This window comes from Nostoc sp. (assembly GCF_035638895.1).
Taxonomy (GTDB): domain Bacteria; phylum Cyanobacteriota; class Cyanobacteriia; order Cyanobacteriales; family Nostocaceae; genus Nostoc.
Genome location: NZ_DASQZC010000486.1, coordinates 1 through 13439, shown reverse-complemented (window position 1 = coordinate 13439; position 13439 = coordinate 1). Strand labels below are relative to the sequence as shown.

The window sequence follows — 13439 nt, the reverse complement described above, 5'->3', positions numbered from 1 at the left end:
CCTTCGTCTATACTTACCCACATCCAAAGTGCGAATATCTTGACCATCAATCAGAATTTGACCTTCTTGAGGCTCAAAATATCGCAACAGCAATTTCACTAAAGTAGACTTACCAGAACCGGAACGCCCCACTAATGCCACTGTTTGGTATGGCTCAATCAACAAGTTGATATCTTGCAAAACTTGATGCTTGGCATCATATCCAAAACTGAGGTGTGACAACTCAACTTTTCCAGTAAATTTATAAGGAGATTCTGTCTGGTTGCTCTCTTCTAAAAGACTAGCTGAATCAGATGCAGTTGGCTCTTGCAGAAATTCGTGAAACCGCAGCATAGGAGAATAACGACGGGCAAAAACTTCTGCCAAATTACTAATAGGTTCTAATTCGGCATAAGCCATGCTAGAAAGAGTTAAGGTCATGACAAAGTGACCAAGAGAAATTCTCCCATCTAATGTTGCTGCTAAAGTCAAACCCAGAATTGTAAATACACAAAACTGAATTACAGTTCTTTGCCAAGTAGTCAGTATGGTATAACCTTTGTGGATGCGATGCTCAATCACCGTTAGTTCACGATCCAAACGTTGCTTTTGCCGTTTCAGTTCCCTAGCTTCTCTAGCAAATGCTTTCACCGTTTTGATATTAGTGATCAATTCGGAAGTACGGCTTTCGGTGTCCTCAGCGTATTTATCCAGAATAGTTTCGTGCCCAGTCAACCGTTGTAAATCCTTCAAAGTTAAGCCAAGGATAACTACAAAGGAGATTAGATATAGAACTGCAATTCGCCATTCAATCACTAAAATAAACAAGAAAATTCCTAGTACACGAGCTAGTTTAGGAATCAACTGTCCGGCAACTTCAGGGTAAGTAAAAGTGTGATTAGAAATACCTCTTGCTATTCTTCCAGCAATACGTCCGGGGTTATTTTCATCATAAAATTCGAGTGGGAGAGTCAGAATTTTTTCTATGGCTGTTTGGGCTTTTTCCCGACGCACCCTTAAAGCTATATCCCAATGAAACCAATTGCTTAACCAAGGTTGTGTTGGCGCTTTCACTACGGTTACAACAAAAATTAAACCCAGTAAGACACCTAAAGATAGAGTTTTATTGACTGGGTAATTGGTGATGTTTGAAAAACTTGCGATCGCACTTTGAAGTGGTTTATCCAAAGGTTGATCAGACAAAACGTTTAAAATCTGCCCAATCGCGTAAGGTACAGCTAAATCAATAACTTCGTAAATGCTAGATGCTGTAATACTGAAAACACTCAGCTTCCAGTAAGAGCGAAAGTAATTGACAATATCTTGAAATTTGGCCATGATGCACACCGTCCAAGAGCGCGATCGTAAACTTGGAATTTATATACTACAGATGTATTACACAGTAGTCAAGGGCTATAGGTTTAAATCACTCCTTTGGAGTAGTGGGCATTTGTGCAGGGATAAATTTTAGGCGATAGCGATAGAGAGCAACTGGTCGAGAACCAGCTTTAAAGTAATCTGGATCTTGGGGTGAAAGATAGACAGCAGTAACTTGATCTGCCTCAATTGCCGGGTTAGCTGTTGGAAGTTTATGATAAGCGGTGGTAGATTCTACAGAGTTTAAATAAGGGCGTGAACCGCCTTTGAATAGTTGTTGAAACACTTCTGTAGTAATGAATTTGTCATCAGGGGTAGTTTCTGTAGCTCGTGCAGTCACAATAGAAACTAGTTGGCGACTGCTACGTAAGAACGTAATCTGACGATTAGGTGAATCTGGATCTACTTTGACTAATAACACAGCTTCATCCCCTAAATAAGCTCTTGCCAGATTCAAGCTATTAAATGCTCTATCTGCTACTAAAATTGGGGATTTTTTCTTGAGCTGAGGTAATATCTTTAATTCACTAATATATGGTTGCTCTTTGACAAATCTTACTACAAAACTTACAGGCTGATTTAATTGTCGGCGATTACCTTCAAATCCTGGCGTTACGATTTTTGGTGCTAAAGGTGCAGCTAAATCTACTAAAGTACTTGTAACTTGCCAAGTACCAGCCATCCATTCAGGGTAAACCAAATCACCCGAAGCCGATTGTACAGAAGTTAATTTTTCCCATTGGGGAAAATTTCCTAACCGTTCAGATAACTCTCCTGCAAGAGCATCGCCACTCCACAAAAGGAATAAAAACAGCAAGTAAAAACTCCAAATCGCCTTTATTGTAAGCATTAACAGTTTTGTATTTAAGATTAAAAATTAAGTAAGTTTGTGTAAAAAATTAAAACTTTGTAGTAATATATTTGACCTTACAATCCCAAATTATGGTTATAGCATGACATTGGCACTAGGCATGATTGAAGTTTATGGCGTTCCCACAGCAGTGGAAGTAGGAGATGCTATGTGTAAAGCTGCCCGTGTAACCCTTGTTGGTTATGAAAATACTGATTTGGGACGAATTACCGTGTTAATTCGAGGGGTTGTGGGCGAGGTAAATGTGGCGGTGACAGTAGGATTAAAGGCGGTGCTGCGAGTTAACGGCGGTGAGGTGATTTCTTATCATATTATTCCCCGCCCTCACGAAAATTTAGAATATGTTTTACCGATTCATCGCAGCGTTAATGTAGAGCAATTCGGTGCAGATATCCGATTTCCTGCACCTCTATCAGTTTAGCTTTAAATTTCTGCTGGTAAAGGTTGCCAAATATCACCATACTTCTCTTTTAGAGTCTGCCAAGCTTCCACCTGTCCTGGTTCATATTCGCCAGGTTTACCCCATTGCAAAAACAGGCTTAAGGCAGGTTCTTGTTTATCATCTATAAACCGGATAGCATAGGTTGTAAAATTCCCCCTCTTCGCTTCACCTATTTCAAATTTCACCTGAGTAATTTTGTCCATATTCAAGTGAAACTCAAAGCCTTCAGTATGCATATTCGCATATTTACCTTTAGGCAATTCTGCATAAAATAGCTTTTCTATTTTGCCTCGTGCTTCTAATACAGCAGCACTACTAGTAACAATTAAACGCAAAGTTCCTAAAGTCTCACAAGCTTCTAAAAATTCTTTCAAAGTAGTACTCATAAATTGTTATCCTTTCTCAGTTTTTTGACCCATGACTAATGACTATTTTTCGTATTGTTCATAAGCAGCAACAATGCGCTGAACTAAAGGATGGCGCACAACATCTTTTTGAGAAAATTCGCAAAAGGCAATGCCTTCAACGTGTTTTAAAATTTGTAAAGCCACTCCTAAACCCGATTGTTGGTGAAGTGGTAAATCAGTTTGTGTCATGTCCCCTGTAATCACCATCCGAGAACGGAAACCCAAACGAGTCAAAACCATTTTCATTTGAGCGGGTGTAGTATTTTGCGCTTCATCCACAATTACAAAAGCGTTATTGAGGGTGCGTCCCCGCATATAGGCGAGTGGTGCGACTTCAATTACACCGCGTTCCATTAAACTAGGTACTTTTTCGGGGTCGATAAATTCATAAATAGCATCGTAAAGTGGGCGAAGATAGGGATTAACTTTCTGTTGTAAGTCTCCAGGCAAAAAACCAAGTTTTTCACCAGCTTCGACGGCAGGGCGAGTTAAAATTAGCTTTTCAAACTCGTTAGCAAGAAGTGCTTGCACGGCGACAACAACAGCGAGATAAGTCTTACCAGTACCAGCAGGCCCAATACCAAAGGTAAGATCGCGTCTACGGAGTGCATCAATATATTGACGCTGGCGGAAGGTTTTGGCACGGACTTCTTCGCCCCGGCGACTTTTGGCGAGGACATTTCGCTGTAAATCTTGCAGTTCCCCTTGCCGATCGCTATCTATGGCTTGACGAGCTGTTAAAATATCGGCACTGGAAATAGTATTGCCTTTAATCCAGAGGTCTTCAAGCGATCGCACTAATCGAGAAGCCAGATCAATTTGCCCTTCGGTACCAGAAATCACTAATTCCTGTCCGCGTAGCACTAAAGTGGCTCCTGTTTGCCGAGATAGCATTTTGAGATTTTCTTCTCTATCTCCCGCAAGAGCGATCGCACTGGGAATATTCGGCAGCTGAATTGTTAAGGCACCTGCCATAGTATTTCTTAATTGGTGAGGATCTGTGTTTGACAAAGGTTAATGTTTTTTCACCCTTAGCGAAATTACAAGAAACTGACGGGAGTTTGAAAGCCCCCAAGCAACAGGTACGTAGTACCGTATTGCGTGCTTCTCCCAAAGGGAGACGCAAGCGCGAACAGATGGGGGATGAAAAACGACACGGTGGGTTTTAACCCACTGTGAATATTGTATAAAGTTTCTCAACTACCTTAACATCTTATACCAAAGACGGTAGTATAAGAACAAGGAGGCAAGACAAATGCTCGTATTTGAATTCAAGGCTTATGGAAAGTCTGCACAATTAACAGCAGTAAATGATGCAATCAGAACGGCTAAGTTCATTCGTAATAGCTGTATTAGGTTGTGGATGGACGTAAAAGGCACAGGTAAAAATGATTTGCAGAAATACTGCGCGGTGCTTGCGGCTAATTTTCCTTTTGCTAATGAACTCAACTCGATGGCTAGACAAGCCAGTGCAGAGCGGGCATGGTCTTCTATCTCTCGTTTTTACGACAACTGCAAAAAAGGTCTTGCAGGAAAAAAGGGATTTCCCCAGTTTCAAAAAGATTGCCGATCTGTTGAATACAAAACATCAGGTTGGAAGCTCGCAGATAATCGTAAATCAATAACTTTCACTGACAAAAAAGGTATTGGTCGTTTAAAGCTCAAAGGAACTCGTGATTTGCATTTCTACCAAATTAACCAAATAAAACGGGTGAGATTGGTAAAACGTGCCGACGGTGTATATATTCAATTTTGTATTGACGTAGACCGATCTGAGAACATAGAACCAACTGGTAAAACAGTAGGGTTAGATGTTGGATTGAAGGAATACTACACCGATTCAGATGGAACAATTGTTGCGAATCCTAAGTTTCTTCGCACTGGGGAAAAGGTTCTTAAGCGCTCACAACGTCGAGTTTCTAGAAAAGTTAAAGGTTCAAAAAATAGAGGCAAGGCTAGCTGCGTTTTAGGCAATCGCCACCTCAAAATAAGTAGGCAACGTAAAGACCATGCTGTGAAATTAGCACGGTGCGTAGTTCAGTCTAACGACTTGATAGCCTATGAAGACTTGAGGATTAAAAATATGGTGAAAAATCATTGTTTAGCCAAGTCTATTAATGACGCATCTTGGTATCAGTTCCGTGTCTGGGTTGAGTACTTTGGGAAAGTATTTAAACGTGTTACGGTTGCGGTTAATCCGCAATATAGTAGCGCTGTTTGCTCTAGCTGTGGTGAAATTGTCAAAAAAACCCTATCAACGAGAACACACGTTTGTAGTTGTGGATGCGTGATGGATAGGGATGAAAACGCAGCTAGGAATATCCTTAGTCGAGGATTGGGTACGGTAGGGCATACCGGAACCTTTGCACTTGATGCAAGCAACGCTTGGGGAGATGAGTCCTCTACTCTTGTTGGAGTAATCCTGCATGAGCAAGTCATGTCTTAGATTCAAGAATCCCCGTCTCTTCAGAGCGGGGAGTGTCAAGCTTTTATTATTTACATTTTGGAAAAATCTTTGCAACAAATAAATCGGCAGTAGGAGCATACAGTTGTACGCCCCTACCGATCAAAAAGAGGAAAAGGGGCAGGGAGCGGGGAGCAGGGGGAAATTACCATACATGAATGTAGGGCTGCTGAAAGTTTGAACGTATTATTTCTCGTATTACACATCTCGAAATAAATACTTTTACTTTTAGGCATAAATAAATTTAGTTGCTCTCTAACCCTTGTGGCAGGGTAATTCCAGTATCTTTCTCCCTGCCCCCTGCCCCTCTGCCTCTTCGGTGAATTCAAAAAAAGATCGAAAAATCTTTTTGCTACTTTCCATCTTTACAAAAATTCTGAGCGGAGGTAACTACAACCGCTCAGACTTGCTCTCTAGTTTGAAACTAGCGGAGGCGGGGTTTAACAATGGGTTTAGGCCCATCATTTCCACGCGGTTCTCTTCTAGTCGGCGGTGGCGATCGCTCTTCTGTCTCTTCATCAAAAGACATACCTTCGCGGCCCGGCGTAGTGCTGCCGTAGATATCCAGATATACTGATTGCCCAGTAGCGGCGGCGGCGGCGGCAATTACTGTACGAATCGCCTGAATATTGCGTCCCCCTCGACCAAACACTTTCCCTTTATCCGTGCTTTCAAAGGCGATGCGAATCCAAGCCCGGTTGAGGGCCTGAGAAATTTCACAATCGACGCTTAAAGTTTCTGGAGATTCCAAAAACGGCTGCACTAAAAACCGAACCAGCCCAACATAGTTGGGACTAGCTGTTGGGGATATTGTTCCCGAATTATGATGCGGCTGTAGGTGTGGCACTGACCTGTTCAAAAACATTGGCTTTTACTAAAATGCGACGGACGGTGTCACTGGGTTGAGCGCCTTGTTGTAGTCGCTTGACGATGCCGGGAACGTCTAGTCGCACTTCATCGGTTCTGGGGTTGTAGAATCCCAACTCTTCTAAGGGACGACCATCGCGGCGAGCGAGGTTGTTAATGGCGATAATGCGGTAACTTGCTTCCCGCTTTTTACCGAATCGCTTCAAGCGCAGTTTGATCATGGTTAAAGAATCATTCTCCTAATTGGTAAGTATGCCGAAATGCTAATTTTAGCACTCGTCTAGCATTTGGTGCTATTGGTCATTAGTCATTAGCAAATTACCAATGCCCCATTCCCAATGCCCAATGCCCAATAACTAAAGATTACCGAAGCCTTTTTTCTTTTTATCTTTGGTTTTTTTCTTTTTCGTGCCTGTGGCATCACCACCATAACCCCGCCATCCAGGGGCTGGAGGACGATTGCCTGCGCCTGCGAAGGCGTTGCCCATGCCGCCACCGCCGAACATTCCTGGCATTCCAGGGAAGCCACCTTGACCCATTTGCTGCATGAGCGATCGCATTTTTTGGAAATCACCTACCAGTTTAGTGACATCTGACTCTCTATAGCCGGAGCCAGCAGCAATCCGCCGCCGCCGACTGGGAGAACTGGCTAATAAATCGGGATCGTGGCGTTCTTGGCGAGTCATGGAGTTAATCATTGCCTCACAGCGTTTCAGCTGGGTTTCTCCCTGCTTGAGCTGATCGTCTGAGAGCTTGTTCATCCCTGGAATCATCTTGATGAAGCCTCCCAGAGAACCCATGTTCTTTAGCATCCGCAACTGCTTGAGAAAGTCAGTAAAGTCAAACTTTGCTGACAAAATTTTCTCCTGCATTTTCTCAGCGTCTGCTAAGTCAAACTCTTCCTGGGCTTTTTCTACCAGGGTTAGCACATCGCCCATTCCCAGAATTCGGGATGCCATGCGATCGGGATAAAATGGTTGTAGTGCCTCGACTTTCTCACCCACGCCCACAAATTTAATTGGCGCTCCCGAAATCTTTCGTACTGACAGCGCTGCACCACCACGGCTATCACCATCCATCTTGGTGAGAATCGCCCCAGTAATTCCGATTTGCTCATGGAAGGTGCGAGTAAGATTGGCTGCCTCTTGACCAGTCATCGCGTCCACCACCAACAGAGTTTCATGGGGTTGGACAGTTGCTTTGATGCGGGCTAATTCCGCCATCATGTCTTCGTCAATTTGTAGGCGACCAGCAGTATCAATAATTACTGTGTTTACACCTTCTGCCCTAGCGCGTTCTACACCCTGTCGGGCAATTTCTACGGGATCGGCGTCGCTTCCTAGTTCAAATACTGGTACGTCAATTTGCTTACCCAAGGTCAGCAACTGGTCGATTGCTGCTGGGCGATATACGTCTGTCGCCACCAACAAACAGCTACGATCTAATTTTCTCAAATGTAAGGCTAACTTAGCGGTCGCTGTGGTTTTACCAGTACCTTGCAACCCAGCCATGAGAATAATAGTAGGCTGTTCCTGGGCTTCTGCGATGGGAACATTTTCTTCTCCCATCACCTGCACCAATTCATCGTGAACAATTTTGATGAACTGTTGGTCAGGTCGCACGCCAGTAATCACCTCGGCTCCCTGTGCCTTGGCTTCGACTTCGCTAATAAAATCTTTGACTACCTGGAGATTGACATCTGCTTCCAACAAGGCGCGGCGCACTTCGCGCAATGCATCTTGAATGTTGGATTGAGAAATTTTGTCCTGTCCCCGCAGTTTTTTCCAGGCGGATTCTAAACGGTCAGATAGAGCATCAAACATAATGTAATTACAGGTAGTTCGCCAATGGGAATTTTGAACCGCCGATGAATGCGATTCCGAATTTCCGCTAAAGTTTTAACGTGCTATTTACCAGCTTAGTAGTTTTCACCGCGACTGTAGCAACCAGATACCTACCTTTATAGAAGTAGGACTTACGCACGAGTAACGGAAAACGAACCACAGAGGGCGCAGAGTTCACGGAGGAATGAGAGTTTGAGAGGGTTTTTGCGTAAGTCCTCAGAAGATTGAGCTTAAAGTACAATGAGGCGATGAAGGGCTATTGGACAGCGAGAACCTACACTACATATCGCTATGACTAGCAACACACTGCTTCAACCCACAGAAATCATCCACCTATCGGGTATCAGTTGGCAAACATATCAAAACTTGCTAACTGAACTTAGCGCTAGTCGCCGCCTCCGGCTTACTTACAATCGAGGTACTTTAGAAATCATGGTTCCTTCGCCTGAACATGAAAGTTATAAAAAAATTGTGGGTCGATTTGTCGAAACTCTAGCAGAAGAACTAAAAGTTAGGATTCAGCCCCTTGGTTCTACTACTTTCAAACATCCAGAACTGAGTGGTGCAGAACCAGATGAATGCTTTTACATTAAAAATGTCAAGTTCATTAAGGGCAAAAAAAGAATTAATTTGCAACAAGATCCGCCGCCAGATTTGGTAGTAGAAATCGATATTACTAGCAGTTATAAAAATCGCTTTGAAGTCTATGCTGATATGGGTGTACCAGAGATTTGGCATTATGACGGCACTATTTTTAGTATAAATATATTACGAGATGACCAATATATAGCTGTTGACCAAAGTTTAGCATTTCTTAATTTGCCTCTAACAGAAATTGCTGATTTTTTACAACAGGTTGAAGAAAAAGATTATCTAGAGTTGGTGAGTGATTTTCGCAACTGGGTTAGAAGTAAGATTGATTGAAATCAATGAGCTAAACGTAATTCAAAATTACAAAATTACTATTATTCCTTAGCACCCAAAAACTTCTCAAATACTCTTAGATAGCTATGACTAGCAACACACTGCTTCAAACCACAGAAATCGTCCACCTATCGGGTATCAGTTGGCAAACATACGAAAACTTACTCACTGAACTTAGTGCTAGTCGCCGCCTCCGGCTTACTTACAATCGAGGTACTTTAGAAATTATGGTTCCTTCACCTGAACATGAACGATACAAAGAAATTGTGGGTCGATTTGTCGAAACTCTAGCAGAAGAACTAGAAGTGAGAATTGACTGCCTTGGTTCTACTACTTTTAAACTTCCACAACTTAGTGGTGCAGAACCAGACAAATGCTTTTACATTGAAAATATTAATGTAATCAGAGGCAAAAAAAGAATAGATTTAACGCAAGACCGACCACCAGATTTGGTAGTGGAAATTGATATTACTAGCAGTTCTAAAAATCGCTTTGAAGTCTATGCTGATATGGGTGTGCCTGAAATCTGGCGGTATGATGGCAATTCTTTTAGTATTAACATTTTACAAAATCAGAAATATATATCTGTTAAAGGGAGTTTAGCATTTCCCAATCTGCCACTAACAGAGATTTCTGATTTTTTAGAGCAGGTGGGAGAAAAAGATTATTTGGAATTAGTTAAAGAATTTCGGCAATGGGTTAAAAGCCAAATTTAATAGCAAAATAGCAAATTAATTAGATTGAACGACGACCAATCTACATACCGAAAGAGTGTAACTTGCAAGGACGAAGTAAAAAGACCTAACCCCCTACCCCCTTCCCTAGTAGGGAAGGAGGAAATCTCTCCTATGCGCGTAAGAGTCGCCCTTTTATGATTGAGTCGTTGCTGGTTTTGAACGCTGTTGTTGGTAAAGTCGGACAACTTTTTGCACATATTCAGCAGTGAAGGCTTTGTTACAACCTGTATAGCTACCAGTCATCCACCAACAAGCTGCACCACGTACAGATGCAATTTCATTATTATTGGTGGTGCGGAACTGATTTGTTAACTCACGGCGGGTAATGCAGGATACAACTTGGCGAGCGATCGCTGGGTTATTTTCAAACTGCGTCGGTGTCAGTTCTCGTTTGAGACAAGTTTTTGACCAGCCTTTGAGAGTTTCTGGTTTAACTTGCCATTGGCTGTAATATCCATCGTTAGGATTTTTTGTCTGCGGTGCAGCTTGTCGCAATGCTTCTACCATCGCCGCAACTTGGGTATCAGAAATCGGCTGCTGTGCTTGAGCTAATAATGGCAATAGTCCGAAGGTAACAATAACTCCGCCCAGTAGTAATCCTATGGGTTTTTTGATCATAAGATAACATCCTATGTGTTTACGCTATCAATTAGCAAGGCATGATGTACAGATTAGGAACTTACTAAATTTTCTATAGTAACAGCATCGTTTGGTAATGCAGCTGTTAAAACTTCACTACCTTCTGCGGTAACTAAAACATCATCTTCGATGCGGATTCCGCGTACATCGGCAAATTCGGATAAACGCTGCCAATTCACTACATCTTGATATTTTGAGCGAACATTGGCATCATTTAAAATTGCTGGTACTTGATAAAAACCAGGTTCAATTGTGACTACCATTCCTGGGCGCAGGGGACGATTTAAACGCAGGTAGCCTAAGCCAAAGCGATCGCTCCTAGAACGTCCCTCTTCATACCCAGCTAAATCGCCCAAATCTTCCATATCATGGACATCTAAACCCAGTAGATGGCCAATACCATGAGGGAAAAACAGCGCATGGGCATCCATTTCTACTAAGTCTTGGGGATTTCCTTGTAAAATTCCTAACTCTACTAAACCTTCAGCTATAACCGTGGCAGCCAGCAAATGAATATCTCCATACTCTACACCAGGGTATATTTTGGCAATGCAAGCATCATGGGCTGCCAGCACAACATTATAAATATCTCTTTGGGTAGATGAAAACTTACCAGAAACTGGCCATGTGCGAGTTACATCACCTGCCCAACCCATCTCAGTTTCAGCGCCGACATCGGCAAGTAATAAGTCACCTGGTTGTAGGGGATGGTGATATTGTTCGTTATGTAAAACTTCACCGTGAACGGTGACAATACTGGTGTAGGAAGTTGTCATATTGTGGGCAATAATTACCCCTTCCATCGCTGCCCGAACTTCTGCTTCCAGCTTGGCTTTAGGTGTTGCTGCCATACCAGCTTTGTGAGCCTCAACAGTGACAGCAGCAGCTTTTCGCAACTGGGTTAATGCAGCTTCATCATGAGTGAGGCGGAGAGAAGCGATCGCTTTAGCTAACTCCAAGTCAATTCCTTGGGGAGGACTTTGTGGTAAAACCCATCTATTTAATAGCTGCGATTGTTGCGTCCAAGTAGCTGCATCTTGTACAGCGACTGTGGCGGCACCTTCTATCCAAGACTCTAATTCTGCCATTGGCCCTGCCACATCTGCCCCAATCTTCTGAGCTATTTCCTCGCGCGTTGGCATTTCTCCATGCCAAAGGGCGCTGCTGGGTGATGGATCGTCGATGAATAGTTCTAATTTGCCGCCTTCTAAACGAATTGCTGCATTTGATAATGGCAGTCCGGCAAAATAGAGGAAATGACTGCTAGCGCGAAACGGAAAGGGATTTGCAGGAAAGTTGCGCGGACTCTTGCTACCTGACCATAGAATTGCTGGAAAATCAATGAGGTTGGCTAATTGTTGCCGTCGGTGGCGTAAAGTATCGACGAGGGAAGTAGAAGTTTGTTGGATCAGCATAAATGGCAACTCAAAGAGAAGGATAAAGGTTATAGCTTTGCCTTTATTTAGTCGTTATCGTCATCGTCTTCATCATCCTTGCGATCATTATTCTTGCGATCGCCATCTTTGTCGTCATCATCCTCGTCGTTCTGGTTAGGCTGTTGGTTAGGTTTTTGTTGCTCAGTTGGAGCAAGTGGCTGCGGTACATTAAGACCACAACTAACTAATCCTCCAAAAATTAACGCTAAGTTGACAGCAGCAAAGATGCTTCTAAAGATTTTTATCGTCATGTTTCCATTTTGCTTTGACATTGACCCTAGTTTTTGGAGATTGTATTTTTAATTTATCAGGTAGTGTATATAGCGGTTCTCGTTTGGATGTAATATGCACTTTAGGAGTACGGCTGTGTGCCTCTAAGAATGAGTAAGCATGTATTCCACGCTATTGAGAACCGCTATAGACGCAAATAATCGTAACTAGTGGCATAAATATCTCATGCACTCTTGATAAATATAATGTTGTCTAATTTTCCAGGTGACTCTAATGGGACAAATCATTACTCAGGTTGATGCTTTTAACAATACACCTTTTGCAGGTAATCCTGCTGCTATCTGTGTTCTGCCTACTCCCCAAGACGAACGCTGGATGCAGAATGTAGCGCAGGAGATGAATTTATCTGAGACGGCTTTTTTAGTTAGACAGGATGATGGCTTCAATCTGCGTTGGTTTACGCCCACAGTAGAAGTACCGCTTTGTGGACATGCAACTTTAGCTAGTGCCCATGTACTTTGGTCAGAGGGGCATTTGTCAGTTAATGAAGCTGCGCGTTTTTATACTAAAAGCGGAGTGCTGATTGCTAAGTTGCAAGGTGAGTGGATTGAGTTAGATTTTCCTGTGAATCATTCACAAGCAACAGTCGCGCCGCAAGAACTCAAGGCTGCTTTGGGTGTCCCATACAAATCTGTTTTCTTGAATTCCTTGGGCTATTTAGTAGAATTGGCATCTGAAGATTTGGTACGGCAAATACAGCCAAATTTCCAAATACTGAAAACATTGCCTACTTCTGAGATAATTGTCACCAGCCTCACTAACCCTGATTCTGAATATGATTTCGTCTCTCGCTTCTTTGCACCGGGTTTAGGGGTTGATGAAGACCCTGTAACTGGGGCGGCTCATTGCTGTCTCGCTCCCTTCTGGCGCGATCGCTTGCACAAAGATGAGTTCTTGGCTTATCAAGCATCCAGTCGCGGTGGCGTGGTGAAGGTATATTATGACGGAGGCGATCGCGTCTTTCTGAGCGGACAAGCGGTAACTGTTATGCGAGGTGAGTTAATTACCGCATAAACCTAATATTACAATTGAACCTCACACGACTCAAAGTCGCGTGATTCCTGCTTCAACGATCTTTGCCTGAATTGCTCCAAGTCTTACAAGTTCTCCACAGGCGTTTAGAGCCTCCGGGATACCCACGGCGGCTGTTAAAATTCTCAA

16 protein-coding genes are annotated in these 13439 nt (G+C 42.9%); 6 read left to right on the top strand and 10 right to left on the bottom strand.

The features are described from left to right. Window positions 1–1317 (bottom strand): ABC transporter ATP-binding protein (locus VE944_RS24440; RefSeq protein ID WP_324983183.1); only part of this gene is annotated, 1317 nt, incomplete at its 3' end. 88 nt (window positions 1318–1405) lie between these two features. Beyond that, a complete protein-coding gene (locus VE944_RS24435; protein ID WP_324983180.1) occupies window positions 1406–2206 on the bottom strand; it encodes a DUF6816 family protein in 801 nt (266 codons plus the stop codon). A gap of 103 nt (window positions 2207–2309) precedes the next feature. Between VE944_RS24435 and VE944_RS24430 the strand changes: the two genes are divergently transcribed. Then, on the top strand, window positions 2310–2648 hold the full coding sequence (locus tag VE944_RS24430; RefSeq protein WP_324983178.1) for a carbon dioxide-concentrating mechanism protein CcmK: 339 nt from the start codon (window positions 2310–2312) through the stop codon (window positions 2646–2648). Window positions 2649–2650: 2 nt separating this feature from the next. Here the strand turns inward: VE944_RS24430 and VE944_RS24425 are convergent, their stop codons facing one another. Together VE944_RS24425 and VE944_RS24420 are read right to left on the bottom strand one after the other, a co-directional pair. After that, window positions 2651–3055 carry a ChuX/HutX family heme-like substrate-binding protein gene (locus VE944_RS24425; protein ID WP_324983175.1) on the bottom strand — a complete coding sequence of 135 codons (405 nt, stop codon included), beginning with the start codon at window positions 3053–3055 and terminating at the stop codon, window positions 2651–2653. Between the two features lie 42 nt (window positions 3056–3097). After that, window positions 3098–4051 (bottom strand): PhoH family protein, encoded by a 954-nt coding sequence (locus VE944_RS24420; protein WP_100900060.1) that lies wholly within the window; start codon window positions 4049–4051, stop codon window positions 3098–3100. A gap of 29 nt (window positions 4052–4080) precedes the next feature. On the opposite strand from VE944_RS24420, the gene VE944_RS24415 reads away from it, so the two are divergent. Together VE944_RS24415 and VE944_RS24410 are read left to right on the top strand one after the other, a co-directional pair. Further along, window positions 4081–4245, top strand: a complete 165-nt coding sequence (locus VE944_RS24415; protein ID WP_324983170.1) for a hypothetical protein — start codon at window positions 4081–4083, stop codon at window positions 4243–4245. Window positions 4246–4331: 86 nt separating this feature from the next. Then, window positions 4332–5522: an RNA-guided endonuclease InsQ/TnpB family protein gene (locus VE944_RS24410; RefSeq protein WP_324983167.1), complete on the top strand. Its 1191-nt coding sequence runs from the start codon at window positions 4332–4334 to the stop codon at window positions 5520–5522. A 442-nt stretch (window positions 5523–5964) separates the two neighbouring features. Here the strand turns inward: VE944_RS24410 and VE944_RS24405 are convergent, their stop codons facing one another. The 3 genes from VE944_RS24405 to ffh all read right to left on the bottom strand — a co-directional run bounded on the left by VE944_RS24405 (window position 5965) and on the right by ffh (window position 8230). After that, entirely contained in the window at window positions 5965–6405 is a 441-nt protein-coding gene (locus VE944_RS24405) for a KH domain-containing protein (protein ID WP_100900059.1), read from the bottom strand. Then, on the bottom strand, window positions 6362–6628 hold the full coding sequence (gene rpsP / locus VE944_RS24400; protein ID WP_100900058.1) for a 30S ribosomal protein S16: 267 nt from the start codon (window positions 6626–6628) through the stop codon (window positions 6362–6364). Before rpsP ends, VE944_RS24405 begins: the two co-directional genes overlap by 44 nt. A 135-nt stretch (window positions 6629–6763) precedes the next feature. After that, a complete protein-coding gene (ffh, locus tag VE944_RS24395) occupies window positions 6764–8230 on the bottom strand; it encodes a signal recognition particle protein (RefSeq protein ID WP_324983161.1) in 1467 nt (488 codons plus the stop codon). 312 nt (window positions 8231–8542) lie between these two features. Between ffh and VE944_RS24390 the strand changes: the two genes are divergently transcribed. Both VE944_RS24390 and VE944_RS24385 read left to right on the top strand, forming a co-directional pair. Continuing rightward, window positions 8543–9175, top strand: coding sequence for a Uma2 family endonuclease (locus VE944_RS24390; RefSeq protein WP_324983157.1), 633 nt, complete (start codon window positions 8543–8545; stop codon window positions 9173–9175). Between the two features lie 86 nt (window positions 9176–9261). Beyond that, complete coding sequence (locus VE944_RS24385; RefSeq protein WP_324983154.1) at window positions 9262–9891, top strand: Uma2 family endonuclease; 630 nt, start codon at window positions 9262–9264, stop codon at window positions 9889–9891. Window positions 9892–10044: 153 nt separating this feature from the next. On the opposite strand, the gene VE944_RS24380 is transcribed toward VE944_RS24385, so the two are convergent. Genes VE944_RS24380 through VE944_RS24370 form a run of 3 tightly spaced genes read right to left on the bottom strand, consistent with a single transcriptional unit; the run spans window position 10045 to window position 12238 of the window. Continuing rightward, window positions 10045–10530 carry a hypothetical protein gene (locus tag VE944_RS24380; protein ID WP_324983151.1) on the bottom strand — a complete coding sequence of 162 codons (486 nt, stop codon included), beginning with the start codon at window positions 10528–10530 and terminating at the stop codon, window positions 10045–10047. A gap of 53 nt (window positions 10531–10583) precedes the next feature. Next, on the bottom strand, window positions 10584–11966 hold the full coding sequence (locus tag VE944_RS24375) for an aminopeptidase P family protein (protein ID WP_324983148.1): 1383 nt from the start codon (window positions 11964–11966) through the stop codon (window positions 10584–10586). Window positions 11967–12013: 47 nt separating this feature from the next. Continuing rightward, on the bottom strand, window positions 12014–12238 hold the full coding sequence (locus tag VE944_RS24370; RefSeq protein ID WP_324983145.1) for a hypothetical protein: 225 nt from the start codon (window positions 12236–12238) through the stop codon (window positions 12014–12016). 253 nt (window positions 12239–12491) lie between these two features. Here VE944_RS24370 and VE944_RS24365 point away from each other — a divergent pair, with 253 nt between their 5' ends. After that, complete coding sequence (locus tag VE944_RS24365) at window positions 12492–13292, top strand: PhzF family phenazine biosynthesis protein (protein WP_324983142.1); 801 nt, start codon at window positions 12492–12494, stop codon at window positions 13290–13292. Window positions 13293–13439: the final 147 nt, after the last annotated feature.

What these genes read in the sequence shown, in the direction of transcription:
- VE944_RS24380 (WP_324983151.1), bottom strand. Translation starts at nt 10,530, where the DNA reads ATGATCAAAAAACCCATAGGATTACTACTGGGCGGAGTTATTGTTACC.
- VE944_RS24430 (WP_324983178.1), top strand. Translation starts at nt 2,310, where the DNA reads ATGACATTGGCACTAGGCATGATTGAAGTTTATGGCGTTCCCACAGCA.
- VE944_RS24375 (WP_324983148.1), bottom strand. Translation starts at nt 11,966, where the DNA reads ATGCTGATCCAACAAACTTCTACTTCCCTCGTCGATACTTTACGCCAC.
- ffh (WP_324983161.1), bottom strand. Translation starts at nt 8,230, where the DNA reads ATGTTTGATGCTCTATCTGACCGTTTAGAATCCGCCTGGAAAAAACTG.
- VE944_RS24405 (WP_100900059.1), bottom strand. Translation starts at nt 6,405, where the DNA reads ATGTTTTTGAACAGGTCAGTGCCACACCTACAGCCGCATCATAATTCG.
- VE944_RS24425 (WP_324983175.1), bottom strand. Translation starts at nt 3,055, where the DNA reads ATGAGTACTACTTTGAAAGAATTTTTAGAAGCTTGTGAGACTTTAGGA.
- VE944_RS24420 (WP_100900060.1), bottom strand. Translation starts at nt 4,051, where the DNA reads ATGGCAGGTGCCTTAACAATTCAGCTGCCGAATATTCCCAGTGCGATC.
- VE944_RS24390 (WP_324983157.1), top strand. Translation starts at nt 8,543, where the DNA reads ATGACTAGCAACACACTGCTTCAACCCACAGAAATCATCCACCTATCG.
- VE944_RS24385 (WP_324983154.1), top strand. Translation starts at nt 9,262, where the DNA reads ATGACTAGCAACACACTGCTTCAAACCACAGAAATCGTCCACCTATCG.
- VE944_RS24435 (WP_324983180.1), bottom strand. Translation starts at nt 2,206, where the DNA reads ATGCTTACAATAAAGGCGATTTGGAGTTTTTACTTGCTGTTTTTATTC.
- VE944_RS24370 (WP_324983145.1), bottom strand. Translation starts at nt 12,238, where the DNA reads ATGACGATAAAAATCTTTAGAAGCATCTTTGCTGCTGTCAACTTAGCG.
- rpsP (WP_100900058.1), bottom strand. Translation starts at nt 6,628, where the DNA reads ATGATCAAACTGCGCTTGAAGCGATTCGGTAAAAAGCGGGAAGCAAGT.
- VE944_RS24365 (WP_324983142.1), top strand. Translation starts at nt 12,492, where the DNA reads ATGGGACAAATCATTACTCAGGTTGATGCTTTTAACAATACACCTTTT.
- VE944_RS24410 (WP_324983167.1), top strand. Translation starts at nt 4,332, where the DNA reads ATGCTCGTATTTGAATTCAAGGCTTATGGAAAGTCTGCACAATTAACA.